This window comes from Thermus albus, from assembly GCF_022760855.1.
GTDB classification, from domain to species: domain Bacteria; phylum Deinococcota; class Deinococci; order Deinococcales; family Thermaceae; genus Thermus; species Thermus albus.
In genome coordinates this window covers 320,208-335,372 of record NZ_JAKTNR010000002.1, presented here as the reverse complement: position 1 = coordinate 335,372, position 15,165 = coordinate 320,208, and the positions used below count along the sequence as shown (strand labels likewise).

Below are 15,165 nucleotides of genomic sequence, written 5' to 3'. Positions count from 1 at the left end.
CTAGATCTTCTCAATCCTCACCAGGAAGGCCTTGGTCTCCTGGATGAAGGTATTGGGGTCCAGGGCCTGGGGTGTGAGCTGGTTGGCGGAGTCCCCGGGATTGCCCCCTTGGTAGCCCCAGTGAATGACGATGCCCACCTGGTGTAGGGTCTTCTCTCCTACCTTAACCGGCTGGACCCTGGGCGTGACCAGGGCTACCGCCTTCATCTCCCCGCGGGCGCTTTTGATGCGCACCCAATCCCCATTTTTGATCCCCAGGCTCTTAGCTAGCTCCACGTCCATCTCCACAAAGGGGTCGGGCTGTAGCTCCAAAAGCCAGGGCACGTTCCGGCTCATCATCCCCGTGTGCCAGTGCTCGGTGAGGCGGTAGGTGGTGGCCACGATGGGGTACTCCTCCGGGGTGCCGTATACGTCCAGATCCCCCACCCAGACCTTGCACACCGGGTTTTTATCCTGGCCGGAGATCAGGTTGGCCAAGGCGCTCTCCCATGGCTCATAGTGCTCGGGGAAGGGGCCATCCTTGAGCTGGGCGGCAAAGAGCCTGCCCACCCCTTCGGGCAACATGATGAAGGGGAGAGCCTTGTCCGGGGGTGCCGCACCATCGGGCACATCCCCCTCCCACTTCTCCTCCTTGGGGTTCCAGCGCACCAACCACTTGGCGGGGTTGCGAGGTTGGCCCTTTAGGTCCGTGGAAGCCCGGTTGTAGAGAATCCGCCGGTTGGCCGGCCAGGCGTAGGCCCAGTTCTGGAAGAGGCCCAGTCCCAGAGGGTGGGTGTCCCGGGGATCCCGACGGGCCATCTTGTTCCCCTCCTCCGTGAAGGCCCCACAGTAAAGCCAGTTTCCGCAAGCGGTGGTGCCGTCGTCCCGAAGGTCGGCAAACTTGGCCATCAGTTTCCCCGTGGTGAGGTCGTAGCCGTTGTACTCCTTAGCCACCTCCTCGCTCATCTTTTCGGAATGTTCCCACCAGGAGAGGTTGAGAATGGCCTCCTTGTTGGGCCCGCCCTCCTCGGCATAGAGCTTCTTCAGGCGTTGGACCAGCTCCGTCAGGATCCAAAGCTCATCCTTAGCCTCCCCGGGGGGATCCACAGCCTTTTCGTACCACTGGGCCCACCGCCCGGTGTTGGTGATGCTTCCCGACTTCTCGGCCCACACCGCCGAGGGCAGGAGGAACACCTCCGTCTGGATGTCTTGGGGACGGACACCGGGCCGTTTCCAGTGGGCCGCGGTTTCGGTCTCCATGGGGTCTACCACCACCAGCCACTTGAGGTTGTCCAAGGCCTTGCGGGCCAGGTTAGCGTTGGCAGCGGAGTTGGCTGGATTCTGCCCTATGGCGATGAGCCCTTGGATCCGTCCCGCCAGCATGGCGTGGAAGATGGCGTAGTGGGAGTAATCGGCGCTTTTGTCGGGGATGCCGTCCTTGTGGGGAGAAAGCTTGGGCAGGTAGCCGTAGGCTTCCTTGGGGTCCACCTTGGGCCACCACGCCTTGAGGAGGCTAACGAAATACTTGGGGTAGTTTTGCCACCAGTTGGCGGAAGGGGCATAGTTGGCCTTGGGTACCCTGGAAGCTATCCATTCCTCCAAGGTGGGCTTATCCCCGGTGGGCAGGCCCAGGTACCCAGGCAGATCGTGGTAAAGAAGGGCGAAGTCCGTACTCCCCTGTACGTTGGAGTGGCCGCGGAGCGCGTTGACGCCACCTCCGGGAAGGCCGATATTTCCCAAGAGGAGCTGGACTATGGCGTAAGTGCGGATGTGCTGGGTGCCGTAGGTGTGCTGGGTGGCCCCCATGGCGTAGGTGATGGTGCCCGCCCGGTCAGGCCGGCCCGTGGAGGAGTAGAGGTCGTAAATGGCCAAAAGCTTTTCCACGGGGATGCCGGTGATTTTGGACACCACCTCGGGGGTATAGCGCTCGTACTGTTTCCGAAGAAGTTGGAAAACGCAGTGGGGATCCTGCAAGGTGGGGTCGGTCTTGACTTGGCCGTTTTCATCCACCTGGTAAGCCCAAGTCTTGGTGTCGTAAGCGCGCTTTTCCGGGTCATATCCAGAAAAGAGGCCGTCCAGCTCCGTGGCCGTCTTGAACCCGGGGTCTACCAGGAAGGAGGCATTGGTGTAGTGCTTGACGTAAAACTCGTCGTAGCGCTTGTTTTCCAGAATATAGCGAATCATTCCGCCCATGAAGGCGATATCCGTGCCCGGGCGGATCTGGGCGAAGAGGTCCGCCTTGGCAGCGGTGCGGTTGAAGCGGGGATCTACCACGATGAGCTTGGCCCCCCGTTCCTTGGCCTCGAGGATCCAGCGGAAGGTGAGGGGGTGCTGCTCCGCGGGGTTGCCCCCTTGGACCAGGATCACGTCGGCATTCTTGAAGTCAATGGAATGGTTGGTCATGGCCCCGCGGCCAAAGCTTACCCCCAGGGCGGGCACCGTGGAGGAGTGGCAGATCCGGGCCTGGTGCTCAATGTAAACGATCCCCAAGGCCCGGAACAGCTTGCTCATGGCGTAGGCCTCCTCGTTGGAACCTACGCTGGTTCCCAAGGTGGCGATGGCCTCGGTACGCCGCACCACCTGGCCTTGATCGTCCACCTCTATCCAGCCCTGGTCCCGGGTGTCCTTGATCAGGCGGGCGATCCGGTCCAGGGCCCAGCCCCAATCCTTTTCCTCCCAACGGTCCGACCCCGGTGCCCGGTAGAGGACCCTGGTGACCCGGTAAGGGCTTTCCACGAAACCCCGGGCCGCCTGCCCCTTGGAGCAGAGGGCCCCCTGGTTGATGGGGTGATCGGGGTCGCCTTCCAGGTTGACCAGGCGCCCTCCTTGGACCGCGGCGATCATGCCGCACCCGGTGGCACAGTAGGGGCAGATGAGGGGTTTTTCCCCGATGGGCTTGCGTAAGGTGGGCTTAGCCCCGCGGGCCAAGCCCCGTTCCAGCGCCAGGGCACCCCCCGTGACCGCCCCTGCTAAACCGATAAACTTCCGGCGGGTTAGCATGAACTTTCACCTCCTTATCCCACTTCCCGAGCTTAGCCATACCCCTCCCACACGCCTAGGGGCAAACGTCCCCGGGCATCGGGCCCCACCCGCTTATTTGCGAAAACCTTCACTAAACCCCCCTAGGGTTCACCCTAGGGGGCCTTGGGAAATACAGGGCCGTGTTACAACCGCCTGAGCACCTCTTCGGCTTCCTTGTAACCGGGCTTCAGCTTGAGGGCCTCCTGGCACTGGTAGCGGGCCCCATCCTTATCCCCCGCTTTCTCGTTAGCCAGGCAGAGCAGGTAACGGTACTCGGCCCGCTTGGGCTCGAGGCGGACCGCCACCGTGAGCCGGCTTTTGGCCTTCTGGGCATCCCCCAAGGCCATGTAGACCTGGCCCAGGTAGTAATAGGCCGCAGGGAAGCGCAAGGGGGCCAAGGCCACCGCATTCTCCAGGGCCACCCCCGCCTCCTTGTAACGGCCCAAGGTCAGGTAAGCCTGACCCAGGGTGTACCAACCCTCCGCATCCAGGGGCTTGATCCGGTGCCCCTCCTCCAAGACCTTGGCCGCCTCCTCCGCCCGGCCCTTCAACAAGAGAGCCGAGGCATACCGCACCCGAAGACCCCCTTCCTTGGGGGAAAGCCCCACCGCCTTGGCGTACTGCTCCAGGGCCTCGTCCAAGCGGCCCGCCGCCAGATAGAGCTCGGCCAAAGCCGCCCTCACCTCCGCCGAATCCTGCAAGCTGAGGGACTTCTTAAAGGCCTCCTCCGCCTTGTCCGCCTGGCCCAAGAAGGCGTAGACCAAGCCCCGCTGGGCAAAGAGGGGGGCGTAGCGGGGGTTCACCCGTTCGGCATCGCGAAGCACGGTAAGGGCCTGCTCCAGATAAGCCTTTCCCTTTTCCCGGTCCTCCGAAGCCCGATAGAGGGCCACGTAGGCCTCGGAAAGCACCATGTACCCCCCAATGTACCGGGGATTCCGGGCCACCAGGCCCTTGGCGTTCTCCAAAGCGGGGTTAAGGAGCCCCACCTTCAGTTGGGCCCGGGCTAGCCAGTAGACCACATCCGGGTCCTGGGGTCTTTCCTTTAAGGCGCGCTCAAAGAGCTCTAAGGCGGCCTCATACCGACCCAGGGCGTACAGCTGCACCCCGAGGCGGAAGGCATCCTGCTTCTCCACCTGGTTGGCCGCCGGGGGTGGGGTCTGGGCCAGGCTGGGTACCGCCAACAAACTTAAGGCCAAAAGAAACCAGCGCATCCTTCCCTCCTATAGCACGTACCGCGTCAGGTCCGGCGAGGCGAAGACCGCCTCCAGCCTCTGCTCCACATAGGCCCGGGTGATCTCCACCCGGCCCAGGTCCGTCTGGAAGCTTACCTCCTCCAACACCCGCTCCAAGACGGTGGCCAGCCTCCTGGCCCCGATGTCCTCCAGCTCCTGGTTGGCCCGGTAGGCCGCTTCGGCAATGGCCCTTAGGGCCTCCTCGTGGAAGTGGAGCTCCGTACCGTCCGCCCTTAAAAGCTCCGTGTACTGGCGGATCAGGGAGTTTTCCGGCTCCTTTAGGATCCGGTAGAACTCCTCGGGGCCCAAGGGGGAAAGCTCCACCCGGATGGGGAAGCGGCCCTGAAGCTCGGGGATTAGGTCCGAGGGCTTGGCCACATGGAAGGCCCCGGCAGCGATGAAGAGCACGTGCTCCGTGGATACCGGCCCGATGCGGGTGGAGACCACCGTACCCTCCACGATGGGCAAAAGGTCCCGCTGCACGCCCTCCCCGGACACATCCGGCCCCACCGTCCCTTCCCGACGGGCCACCTTGTCTATCTCGTCAATGAAGACGATGCCGTCCTCCTGGGCCCGCCTTCTCGCCTCCTCCTTGAGTTCCTCTTTGTCAATCAGGCGCTCGGCGTGCTGGTTCTTGAGTACCTCCCTCGCCTCCTTCACCGTCATGCGCTTGCGCACCGGGCGCTTAGGGAGAAGGCCTTTCAGCATCTCTCCCATGCCCCCAAAACCCTCCCCACCCAAAACCCCCATGAAGGGCAGGCCCATCTCCTCCTCCACCTGCACCTCCACGGAGAGGCTATCCAGCCGTCCCGAGCGCACCTCGGCAAGGGAGGCGCGAAGCAGGGTGGCGAGCTCCTCCTCGGCGAAAGCCAAGGCCTTTTCCTCCACTTTTTTCTTCATCTCCTCGAGGACCAGCCCGTAGCTGGCCTCCGCCAGGTCCCGCACAATAGCGTCCACGTCCCGGCCCACATACCCCACCTCGGTGAACTTGGTGGCCTCCACCTTCACGAAAGGGGCCCCGGCCAGGCGGGCCAGGCGCCGGGCGATCTCCGTCTTGCCCACCCCCGTGGGCCCGATCATGAGGATGTTCTTGGGGGTCACCTCCCGGGCCACCTCGGGAGGAAGCTTCTTCCGGCGGTAGCGGTTCCTTAGGGCCACGGCCACCGCTCGCTTGGCCGCCTCCTGGCCCACGATGTGTTTGGAAAGCTCACGGACAATCTCTGCAGGCGTCAGGTTCATGCCTCCCCCAAGGTTAACACCGTCACCTGGCCCGAGGTGTAGAGATCCACCTCAGCGGCAATCTTAAGGGCCTCCTCGGCGATCTCCCGAGCCGAAAGGCCCGAGTGGCGGTAGAGGGCCTTGGCGGCCGCTAGGGCATAGGGGCCCCCAGAACCCACCGCCAAAAGGGGCTCCTCCGGGGCGATCACCTCCCCGCTTCCGGAAAGGAGCACCAGGGTTTCCCGGTCGGCGGCGATGATCATGGCCTGGAGGTGGCGCAGGACCCTGTCGGTGCGCCAAAGCTTAGCGGTTTCCACCGCTCCCTTTAAGAGGTTCCCCTTAGCCTCCTTGAGCTTTTCCTCAAAGCGCTCCAAAAGGCTTAAGGCATCGGCCACCCCGCCGGCGAAACCCACCAGGACGCCTTCCCCCACCTCGAGGCGCCTCACCTTCACCGCTCCCCGCTTGAGCACGGTCTGGCCGAAGGTAACCTGGCCATCCCCCGCCAAGGCGGTAACCCCGTCCTTGCGCACGGCCAGAATGGTGGTGCCGTGGATCTCCACGAGAGGTACCTTAACCCTTGGGGATGAGAAGGGCGTTAGGCAGGGGTTATGGAGAAGCACGGGCCACAAGGCAGGTCCCCACCCTTAGGCCCCCTGCGGGACCGGGGCTATGACCGGAAGGAGAGGGGAAAGCTGTGCCCCCCTCGTCAAGGCCGCCGGCCGAGCCTCTGGAGCACCGCGGCTATGTCCCCAAATCCTGGTCCGTCCCCCGCTCTGTTGCGCTCCCTATCCAAGGCCCCTTCTGGGGCTCCCGTCCCAGCCTGCCGTGGGTGCCCCCTTACCACTTCCCGCCACAAACCTCTTCCTTTCACGGCCCTAAACTAAGGGGGTGAAGGCCAAGACGCTCGGTGAACTCCGGCGCACCTATCCCTTGGATAGGCTGAGGCGCACGGTGAAAGAGGAAGCCCGGGAAAACCTCCGGGGAAAGCTGCAGGGAGGCGAGCCCCTTTTCCCCGGCATCCACGGGTACGAGGACACCGTGATTCCCGCCCTGGTGCAGGCCATCTTGGCCAAGCAAAACTTCATCCTCCTGGGCACCCGGGGCCAGGCGAAAAGCCGTATCCTGCGTTCCTTGGTAAACCTGTTAGACGAAGAGATCCCCGCCTTGGCTACGGAACTCCGCGATAACCCCTTAAGGCCCATCTCCCCCGAAGGGAAAAGGCTCTTGGAGGAGGCGGGGGATGAGGCCCCCATCGTCTGGATCCCCCGGGAGGAGCGCTATGTGGAAAAGCTGGCCACCCCTGACACCACCGTGGCGGACCTGCTCGGGGACATGGACCCCATCAAGGCAGCGCGAAGGGGTACGGGCCTAGCCGACCTGGAGAGCATCCACTTCGGCCTCCTGCCCCGGGCGAACCGGGGTATCTTCGCCGTGAACGAGCTGGCGGATCTGGCCCCCAAGGTGCAGGTAGCCCTCTTCAACATCCTCGAGGAGGGAGATGTGCAGATCAGGGGCTACCCCATCCGCCTGCCCCTGGACGTCTGGCTGGTCTTCACCGCCAACCCCCAGGACTACACCGCCCGGGGGCGGATCGTCACGCCCCTGAAGGACCGGATTGGCAGCGAAATCCGCACCCACTACCCGAGGACCCTCGAGGAGGGCCTAAAGATAAGCGCCCAGGAGGCCTTTGTGCCGGAAGGGGTCCTGATACCGGAATGGATACGGCTTAGCGTGGAGGCGGTGGCCTTCGCCGCCCGGGAGGACCGCCGGGTGGACCAGACCGCTGGGGTTTCCCAGCGCCTCCCCATAAGCCTCCTGGAGGTGGTAGCGGCCAGCGCCGAGAGGCGGGCCCTCCTCCAGGGCATAAGACCTGTGGCCAGGCCCCTGGACCTCTACGCCGGGCTTCCCGCCATCACGGGGAAGCTGGAGCTGGAGTATGAGGGGGAGCTCCAGGGAGCGGAAAAGGTGGCCCGGGACCTGGTGCAAAGGGCCTTTGGCCTGGTCCTTCCCCGCTACCGCCTTAAGACCGAGGCCATCGTGGCCTACTTTGAGGAGGGGAACCTTCTCACCCTTCCGGAGGGAAACCTGGAGGAAGCCCTAAGGGCTATGGAAGAGGTGCCAGGCCTCCTGGAGGCGGCCCAGGTCCTGGCGGAAAGCCAGGAGGCGGAGGTGCTCCTTTCCGCGGGGGAGTTCATCCTGGAGGGGCTGGTGGGCAGGAGGAAGCTGGCGCGGGGCGAGACCAGCTACCAGGCCGCGGAAAGGGCGAGGGGTTATGACAACTAGCCTGGAGCGGGACAAGGAAGCCGTGCTGAAGACGCTAGCCCCCTACCTTCAGGGCAAAGGGGTGAAGCTGATCCTCTATGGCTCCCACGCCCGGGGAGACGCCCAGCGCGGTTCGGACCTGGACCTAGCCCTCTTGGGCCCCCTGCCCCTCGGGGAGCTCCTTCCCCTCCAAAGGGAAGCCTTGGAGGAAGCCCCGGTGCTTGGACGGGTAGGACCTGGTGGACCTGGAGGAAGTAGATCCCGCCTTTGGCGAAAAGGTTCTGAAGGAAGGGATGGTATGGGCCGAGTTCTAGAACGCCTGGCGATAGCCAAAAGGGCTCTTGGTACCCTGGAAGAGCTGGCATACCGGGAAGCACCAAGCCCGTTAGAACGCGATGCGGCCACACGGCGCTTTGAGCATACCTTTGAGGCCTTTTGGAAGGCCCTCGGAGCTTTTCTAAAGGAGAAGGAAGGGTTGGAGGCGGCAAGCCCCAAACGGGCCTTCCGGCTGGCCCATGAGGTAGGCCTAATGGAGGAAGAAGAGGCCCGCCTGGCCCTATCCATGGCCGACGACCGCCACCTAACGGTTCACACCTACAATGAGGCCTTGGCACAGGCCATCTTCACAAGGCTTGGCGGCTATGCCCGGCTCATGGGCACGGTTCTTTGGGAGGATGATGGATGAGGGCCATCCGCTATAGCCGCTACGAGGGAGGCCTGGAAGACCTTTCCCCCGAGGAGATCCTCAGCCTCCTCGAGGATTTCCTTCTGGACTCGGGCTTTTCCGACCCCTTCCAGCGCTACGACCCGGACCCTGAACGCCGGCCCACCCTCGAGGACCTCTACGACGCCCTCCTCCAGGCCCTCCTCAAAAACGAGCTGGTGCCGGAGGACTGGCTTCGGGAAGCCCGCTTCGCCGAGCGCAAGGAGGACACCCGGCTCCACCAGGCCCTCACCCGCATGCTGGAAAGGCTACGGGAGGCCGGGTACATCCGCCTACCTGGAGAGGACCCTACGCACCCCGCCCAAGGTGGGTACACGGGAGAGGCGGGAGAAGCCCGTTTTGAGCTCACGGAAAAAGCTTCCGACTTCCTGGGCCTCAAGAGCCTCCGGGAACTCCTGGGGGCTTTAGGCCGCAACGCCCCGGGCCTCCACCCCACCCCCCACCACGCCCCAGGGGTGGAAAAAACCGGGGAAACCAAGGGCTTTGAGTGGGGAGACCCCTTGGAGCTCAACGTACCGGAAACCCTCAAAAGGGCCGCCATTAAGAGCCTGGCGGAGCTTTCCCCAGAGGATCTGGTCATAGATTTGGCGGAGTACACCGCCAGCATGAGCACCGTGGTCCTCCTAGACTGTTCCCACTCCATGATCCTCTATGGGGAGGACCGCTTCACCCCCGCCAAGAAGGTGGCCCTGGCCCTGGCCCACCTCATCCGCACCCAGTACCCCGGGGACCGGGTGCGCTTCGTCCTCTTCCACGATAGCGCCGAGGAGATCCCCCTTTCCCGGCTACCCCTGGCCCAGGTGGGGCCCTACCACACCAACACCAAGGCGGGGCTGGAGCTGGCCCGGACCCTCCTCAAGAAGATGGGCGGGGAGATGCGGCAGATGATCCTCATCACCGACGGCAAGCCCTCGGCCATCACCTTGCCCAGCGGGGAGATCTACAAAAACGCCTGGGGCCTGGATCCCTTGATCCTGGCGGAAACCCTGAAGGAGGCCACCTTAGCCCGGAAGGAGGGCATCCCGATCCACACCTTCATGCTGGCCCGGGAGCCCGAGCTTCTGGCCTTCGTGAAGAAGCTCTCCCAGATCACCCGGGGTAAGGCCTACCTCACCCACCCGGGCAACATCGGAAGGTACCTTCTTCTGGACTTCCTGAACAAAAAGGTCAGGAGGAACTGAGCATGAAAAGGGGCCCTTCCCCCGGTCGCCAAACCCTTTGGGTCTTCCGCCTGAGCCTTCTCTTGGAAAGGCTCCGTCCCCGCCTCTACCCCAAGCCTCCCCCCGCCTTGGTCCAGGAATACCAGCAACTCCGCTCCCCCCTCCGCCTGGACCTTCCCTACTATGCGGCCTGTTCAGGCCAGGAGCGCGTCCTGATCCCCTGGGATCAGTACATGGAGGAAGGGGAGGAAATCCTTAGAAGCCTTTGAAGTGGATAAGCCCAGCCAGAGGGCCATCCCCTTGGGGTACGCATCACCCACCCCTTCCCCTGGCCATGGCATCATGAAGGGCATGGGCACCTGGAGGTCCTGCCTTTTCCTGGCCTTGGGCTTCCTGGCCTTTCCTTGGGCCTTGGCCGAGGACTGGCGGCTCACCCGGAGCCAGACCCTAACCCAGGGGAAAGCCCAGGAGTGGCGCTACACCCTGAGTCCTTCTGGAAAGGAATCCCAGGAGCTATGGAGGCGGCTCTCCGAGCAGTACCGGGACCACCTGCGGGCGGGGTACCGGGTGGAGCTTGGGGCCTGGAGGGTGTACTTCCTGGGGGGTAGGCTACGGGTGGAACCCCACTGCCAGGCGGTCAACCCCGCCTGCTTCACCTTCGGGGCTCTCCCCGTGGCCAAGGAGCGCCAGGACCGGTTTCTCCTGGAGCTTTCCGCCCTTTTGGACCAGGCCCTGGTCCAGGCTAACGGCACGGGAGGCGTGGTCAGCCTCCCGCGGCTTTTCCGCCTCGAGGTCCCCAAGAAGGCCAACCCTCCCTACCCCGCAAGCCCCTCGGGCTGGCGTCCGTAAGGACCTTCGTCCCCTGCGGTAAACTGGGGGCATGACCCGTCGGTGGCTAAAGGAAGCACCTAGAAAAACCGCCTCCTCCTTAAGGAGGTGCCGGGAAAGGCAGGCTAAACCCCTTTCCCACCCACGGGTTTTAGCGTGAAGGCCTTGAGGATCGGCCTGGTCGCCTACCCCGGCCTCGGGGGCAGTGGCATCGTGGCCACGGAGCTGGCCCACCGCCTGGCCCAGATGGGCCACCGGGTCTATCTTTTCGCCACGGAAAGGCCCTTCCGCCTCCCCAAGGACAGCCCTGTGGTCTACATCCCTGTGGACCTCCCCTTTTACCCCGTCTTCCCCGGCCCCCTTTACACCCTTTCCCTGGCTGGGGTGCTGGAGCGAGAAGCCAAACGCCTGCAGCTGGACCTGGTCCACACCCACTATGCCATCCCCCACGCCGCCGCCGCCTACCTGGCCCTTGGGGAGGAACTGCCCATAGTGCACACCCTCCATGGCACGGACGTATCGGTTTTGGGGATGGACCCCGCCTTCCATGGGCCCACCCGGAAGGCCCTGCAAAGGGCCAAGGCCACCACCGCGGTCAGCCGGGCCTTGGCCCAGGAGGCAGAGAAGGCCTTTGGGGTTAGCCCCGTGGTGATCCACAACGCGGTGGACCCGGAGCGCTTCTACCCCAGGCCGGAGCGTAAGAAGCTTTATACGGAAGAGGGGGAGTGGCTTTTGGTGCACGCCTCCAACTTCCGCCCCATCAAGAGGGTGCCGGACATCGTCAGGGCCTTCGCCAAGGTGCGGAGAAGGGCAAAGGCCAGGCTTCTCCTTCTGGGCAAGGGCCCGGAGGAGGGGGAGGCCAAGCGGGTGGCCGAGGAGCTGGGGGTGGGGCGCTGGGTTTCCTTCCATCCCCCCACCCCCCACCCGGAGGAGATTCTGGGAGCCGCCGATCTATTTCTCCTGGCCTCGGAGGAGGAATCCTTCGGGCAGGCGGCCCTCGAGGCCCTGGCCAGCGGGGTTCCCGTGGTGGCCACCGCGGTGGGCGGCGTTCCTGAACTGGTTCGCCCCGAGGTGGGGCGCCTGGTGGAGTTGGGGGACCTGGAAGGCTTCGCCCAGGCGGTGCTGGACCTCCTCGCCCATCCCAAACTCCCCAGGATGCGCAAGTTAGCCCGGGAATACGCCATGGCCCATTTCCACCCCGAAAGGATCACCCAGGCCTACCTGGAGGTGTACCAGAAGGCCCTGGGGGCCCCCCCTTGCGGATCGGAAACCTAAACCCCGCCGGGGAAGGTCCCACGGCGGGGAGAAAACGGGGTTCCCGTCACCGGGGCTGCCCCCTAGGCATGGGCCACCACTTCCTTCCTGGCCCGCCCCCTTGCACCCTTGGCCTTGGTCTGCCGGGCCCGTTCCTCCAGGGCCTTAAGCCCCCCCACCAGGGCCAGGTCCAGGACCTGGTCCAGGTGCTCCACGAACTGGAAGGTCATGTTCTGGCGCAGGGGCTTGGGGATGTCGCTGAGATCGGCTTCGTTTTGCTTGGGAAGGATCACCTCCCGGATCCCCGCCCGCCTGGCCCCCAGCACCTTCTCCTTAACCCCCCCGATGGGCAAGACCCGGCCCGTCAAGGTGATCTCCCCGGTCATGGCGATGTCGTGGCGCACGGGCACCTCCGTGAGGGCGCTGACCAAGGCGCTCACGATGGCCACCCCGGCGGAAGGACCTTCCTTGGGAATGGCCCCCGCCGGCACATGGATGTGGATGTCCGACTCCTCAAAGCGCTTCAAGGGGATGCCGAAGCGCTCGGCGTTGCGCTTAGCGTAGGAAAGCGCTGCCCGGGCGGATTCCTTCATCACATCCCCCAGCTGCCCGGTGAGGATCAGGTTGCCCTTGCCGGGCATCACCGAGACCTCCACAAACATGATGTCCCCGCCCACGGGGGTGTAGTACATGCCCGTGGCCACCCCCACCTGGGGCTCGCGGGCCTCGGTTTCCGGGAGGAAGCGGGGAGGGCCTAGGTACCTTTCCAGGTCCCTTTCCGTGATGCGTACCCGTTTCTTGCCCTCTTCCAGAATCTGCCGCGCCGCCTTGCGCAACAAGGAGCCGATCTCCCGTTCCAGCTGGCGCACCCCGGCCTCGCGGGTGTAATGGGTGATGAGGCGCATAAGGGCCGCCTCCGTGATCACCACTTGGCCCTCGAGGAGGCCGGTCTCCCGCATCTGCCGGGGTAGGAGGTAGCGCTTGGCGATCTCCAGCTTCTCCTGCTCAATGTAGCTGGTAAACTCTATGGCCTCCATCCGGTCCCAAAGGGGGGCCGGGATGTTCTGGGGGAAGTTGGCGGTGCAGATGAACATCACCTCGGAAAGGTCAAAGGGCACCCCCAGGTAGTGGTCCACGAACTCCTTGTTCTGAGCGGGGTCCAGGACCTCGAGGAGGGCCGCCGCCGGGTCGCCCTGGTAGGAGATCCCCAGCTTGTCCACCTCGTCCAGGAGGAAGACGGGGTTCTTGGTGCCCGCCTGGCGCAGGCCCTGGATGATGCGGCCGGGCATGGCCCCGATGTAGGTGCGCCGGTGCCCCCGGATGTCGGATTCATCCCGCACACCCCCCAAGGAGATGCGCACATACTTGCGGCCCAGGGCCTCGGCGATGCTCTTGGCGATGGAGGTCTTCCCCACCCCCGGAGGCCCCACGAAGAGGAGGATGGGCCCCTTGTTCACCTCCTCTTTGGGAATCTCCCCCCGATTGGCCCTTTCCGCCTTCAGCTTCCGCACCGCCAGATACTCCAACACCCGGTCCTTCACCTTCTCCAAACCGTAGTGGTCCCGCTCCAGGATCTCCTTGGCCCGGTTTAGGTCCAGGTTGTCCTCGGTGCGCACGTTCCAGGGAAGGTTGACGATCCAGTCCAGATAGGTGCGGATGACGCTGGCCTCGGCGGAATCGGGGTGCATGCGGGCGAAGCGGTTGAGTTCCCGCTCCACCTCCTGCCGCACCACGGGGGGCAGGTCCAGCTCCTCCACCTTCTTGCGGAATTCCTCCACCTCCTCGGCCCCCTCTTCCCCGTGGAGCTCCCGCTGGATGGCCTTCATCTGCTCCCGGAGGAAGTACTCCCTTTGGTTGCGGTCAATCTCCTCCTTGACCTGTTGCTGGATGCGCCTTTGCGTTTCTATGAGCTCCAGCTCCGCCTCGAGGAGGACCAACACCCTTTTGAGCCGCTCCGCCACACTGGGGATTTCCAAAACCCGCTGCTTGTCCTCCAGGCGGAAGTCCATGTGGAAGGCGACGTAATCCGCCAGCTGGCTGGGGTCCTCCAGGTTCAAGATGAACTGCGCCACCTCGGGGGCCAGGTACTTGCCCTCCTTGAGAAGGGCCTGGAACCTATCCTTCACCTCCCGCACCAGGGCCTTGACCAAGGTGGCCTCTCCGGGCTCGTCGGAGAGCACCTCCCCCTTGGCCTCGAGGTGGTCCCCCAGGTCCAGCCACTCCTTCACCCACACCCGGGCAAAGGCCTGGACCAACACCTGGACAGAGCCATCCGGGTTCTTGCGCATCTTGAGGATGTTGCAGGCGGTCCCCACCTCGTAAAGGTCGGAAGGCTTAGGGGTTTCCACCTCCTTGTCCTTCTGGCTCACAATGAGAAGCACCCGTTCCCGGGCCAAGGCCTCGTCAATGGCCCGGATGGAGATGGGCCGGCCAGCATCTATGGGCATCACCATGGTGGGGTAGATGACCGAGCCCCTCACCGGGCAAACGGGCAGGGTTTCTGGCAGCATGGTTTCCCCCCTTTCCTTGATCTCGTCCATATCCTAAGCCTACCTATGTCAAGTTTACTGCATTATGGCGTTTAGCACCAGGCCCCCATTCCTGACGTAAGCTTAAAGCCATGCGCCGCCTCCTCTGGGTCCTTCTTCTGGGACTGGCCATGGCCCTTGCCCAGAAAAGCGGGGGTGGGGTGGGCGGGCGCCCCTACAACCCAAGCCCACCTCCCATGAGCCCTGGCCCCGCCCCCGTCTTCCCCATGCCGGCCCCATCCTACCCCACCCATCCCGGCCCCATCGTGGTCTACCCCGGGGGTGGAGGCACAAGTCTAGGCCTGGTGCCAGTGTTGGTATTTTTTGGATTGATCCTGATGACTGCCTACATGGTGCGGGGCCTCCGCCGGGCAGGGGAAGGTCCCACCGCCAGCGTGGCCAGGTTACGCCTGGCCCTCCTGGCCCGTCCCCAGGTGCAAAGGGCCCTAAGGCGCTTGGCCGAGGAAGCGGACACCACCTCCGCCAAGGGCCTGGCGGACCTGGTGGACGAGGCGGCGCTTTTACTCCTCCGGGAGGAGGCCGCCTGGCGCTTTGGCGATTACCAGGTGGCGGCGGGTTCCGAGGAGGAGGCCCTGGCCCGGTTTGACGCCTGGATGCTGGAGGAGCGAAGCAAGTACCAGGAAACCTTCCGCCACTTTGAGGGGAAAAAGCAGGTGGCGGAGGGATACCAGGCCCTGGTGGAACCCAGGGGACGCTACCTGGCGGTAAGCCTCCTTTTGGCCGACCACAGGCTTCTTCCTCCCCGGTCCCCCTTGACCCGGTCTCGGGCACGGGAGGCCCTTATGGACCTGGCAGGCTCCAGCCCCTATACCCTCATGGCCGCCTACCTCTCCTGGACCCCGGAAAAGGAGGGCGAGGCCCTCACGGAAGAGGAGCTTCTCCTTCTCTACCCCGACCTGGACAAGCTTTGAACGGGCGAAGCCTTCCGGGTAGAGTGG

The 15,165-nt window shown here is 64.3% G+C and carries 12 protein-coding genes; 7 read left to right on the top strand and 5 right to left on the bottom strand.

Annotated elements, in window-relative coordinates; genetic code table 11:
• The 4 genes from fdnG to hslV all read right to left on the bottom strand — a co-directional run bounded on the left by fdnG (nucleotide 1) and on the right by hslV (nucleotide 6,010).
• On the bottom strand, nucleotides 1–2,979 hold the full coding sequence (gene fdnG / locus L0D18_RS03605) for a formate dehydrogenase-N subunit alpha (protein WP_243027405.1): 2,979 nt from the start codon (nucleotides 2,977–2,979) through the stop codon (nucleotides 1–3).
• A gap of 164 nt (nucleotides 2,980–3,143) precedes the next feature.
• Nucleotides 3,144–4,211, bottom strand: coding sequence for a tetratricopeptide repeat protein (locus L0D18_RS03600; protein ID WP_243027404.1), 1,068 nt, complete (start codon nucleotides 4,209–4,211; stop codon nucleotides 3,144–3,146).
• A gap of 9 nt (nucleotides 4,212–4,220) precedes the next feature.
• On the bottom strand, nucleotides 4,221–5,471 hold the full coding sequence (locus tag L0D18_RS03595) for an ATP-dependent protease ATPase subunit HslU (protein WP_243027403.1): 1,251 nt from the start codon (nucleotides 5,469–5,471) through the stop codon (nucleotides 4,221–4,223).
• The gene (gene hslV / locus L0D18_RS03590) at nucleotides 5,468–6,010 is read right to left on the bottom strand and encodes an ATP-dependent protease subunit HslV (RefSeq protein WP_243027402.1); all 543 of its coding nucleotides are present in this window, start codon (nucleotides 6,008–6,010) and stop codon (nucleotides 5,468–5,470) included. The genes L0D18_RS03595 and hslV overlap by 4 nt, the downstream gene beginning before the upstream one ends.
• A gap of 328 nt (nucleotides 6,011–6,338) precedes the next feature.
• Here hslV and L0D18_RS03585 point away from each other — a divergent pair, with 328 nt between their 5' ends.
• The 6 genes from L0D18_RS03585 (at nucleotide 6,339) to bshA (ending at nucleotide 11,699) form a co-directional block, all read left to right on the top strand.
• Nucleotides 6,339–7,733: a sigma 54-interacting transcriptional regulator gene (locus L0D18_RS03585; RefSeq protein WP_243027401.1), complete on the top strand. Its 1,395-nt coding sequence runs from the start codon at nucleotides 6,339–6,341 to the stop codon at nucleotides 7,731–7,733.
• Complete coding sequence (locus L0D18_RS03580) at nucleotides 7,723–8,397, top strand: nucleotidyltransferase substrate binding protein (RefSeq protein WP_243027400.1); 675 nt, start codon at nucleotides 7,723–7,725, stop codon at nucleotides 8,395–8,397. The genes L0D18_RS03585 and L0D18_RS03580 overlap by 11 nt, the downstream gene beginning before the upstream one ends.
• Nucleotides 8,394–9,617, top strand: coding sequence for a vWA domain-containing protein (locus L0D18_RS03575; RefSeq protein ID WP_243027399.1), 1,224 nt, complete (start codon nucleotides 8,394–8,396; stop codon nucleotides 9,615–9,617). Before L0D18_RS03580 ends, L0D18_RS03575 begins: the two co-directional genes overlap by 4 nt.
• Before the next feature lie 2 nt (nucleotides 9,618–9,619).
• The gene (locus L0D18_RS03570; protein ID WP_243027398.1) at nucleotides 9,620–9,865 is read left to right on the top strand and encodes a hypothetical protein; all 246 of its coding nucleotides are present in this window, start codon (nucleotides 9,620–9,622) and stop codon (nucleotides 9,863–9,865) included.
• Between the two features lie 82 nt (nucleotides 9,866–9,947).
• Nucleotides 9,948–10,445, top strand: a complete 498-nt coding sequence (locus L0D18_RS03565) for a hypothetical protein (RefSeq protein ID WP_243027397.1) — start codon at nucleotides 9,948–9,950, stop codon at nucleotides 10,443–10,445.
• Between the two features lie 135 nt (nucleotides 10,446–10,580).
• Nucleotides 10,581–11,699, top strand: coding sequence for an N-acetyl-alpha-D-glucosaminyl L-malate synthase BshA (gene bshA, locus L0D18_RS03560; RefSeq protein WP_243027396.1), 1,119 nt, complete (start codon nucleotides 10,581–10,583; stop codon nucleotides 11,697–11,699).
• A gap of 62 nt (nucleotides 11,700–11,761) precedes the next feature.
• On the opposite strand, the gene lon is transcribed toward bshA, so the two are convergent.
• On the bottom strand, nucleotides 11,762–14,188 hold the full coding sequence (lon, locus tag L0D18_RS03555) for an endopeptidase La (protein ID WP_243027446.1): 2,427 nt from the start codon (nucleotides 14,186–14,188) through the stop codon (nucleotides 11,762–11,764).
• A 110-nt stretch (nucleotides 14,189–14,298) separates the two neighbouring features.
• Here lon and L0D18_RS03550 point away from each other — a divergent pair, with 110 nt between their 5' ends.
• Nucleotides 14,299–15,138, top strand: coding sequence for a DUF1517 domain-containing protein (locus L0D18_RS03550; protein WP_243027395.1), 840 nt, complete (start codon nucleotides 14,299–14,301; stop codon nucleotides 15,136–15,138).
• Nucleotides 15,139–15,165: the final 27 nt, after the last annotated feature.

What these genes read in the sequence shown, in the direction of transcription:
- fdnG (WP_243027405.1), bottom strand. Translation starts at nt 2,979, where the DNA reads ATGCTAACCCGCCGGAAGTTTATCGGTTTAGCAGGGGCGGTCACGGGG.
- L0D18_RS03600 (WP_243027404.1), bottom strand. Translation starts at nt 4,211, where the DNA reads ATGCGCTGGTTTCTTTTGGCCTTAAGTTTGTTGGCGGTACCCAGCCTG.
- L0D18_RS03595 (WP_243027403.1), bottom strand. Translation starts at nt 5,471, where the DNA reads ATGAACCTGACGCCTGCAGAGATTGTCCGTGAGCTTTCCAAACACATC.
- L0D18_RS03580 (WP_243027400.1), top strand. Translation starts at nt 7,723, where the DNA reads ATGACAACTAGCCTGGAGCGGGACAAGGAAGCCGTGCTGAAGACGCTA.
- L0D18_RS03575 (WP_243027399.1), top strand. Translation starts at nt 8,394, where the DNA reads ATGAGGGCCATCCGCTATAGCCGCTACGAGGGAGGCCTGGAAGACCTT.
- L0D18_RS03570 (WP_243027398.1), top strand. Translation starts at nt 9,620, where the DNA reads ATGAAAAGGGGCCCTTCCCCCGGTCGCCAAACCCTTTGGGTCTTCCGC.
- L0D18_RS03565 (WP_243027397.1), top strand. Translation starts at nt 9,948, where the DNA reads ATGGGCACCTGGAGGTCCTGCCTTTTCCTGGCCTTGGGCTTCCTGGCC.
- lon (WP_243027446.1), bottom strand. Translation starts at nt 14,188, where the DNA reads ATGCTGCCAGAAACCCTGCCCGTTTGCCCGGTGAGGGGCTCGGTCATC.
- L0D18_RS03550 (WP_243027395.1), top strand. Translation starts at nt 14,299, where the DNA reads ATGCGCCGCCTCCTCTGGGTCCTTCTTCTGGGACTGGCCATGGCCCTT.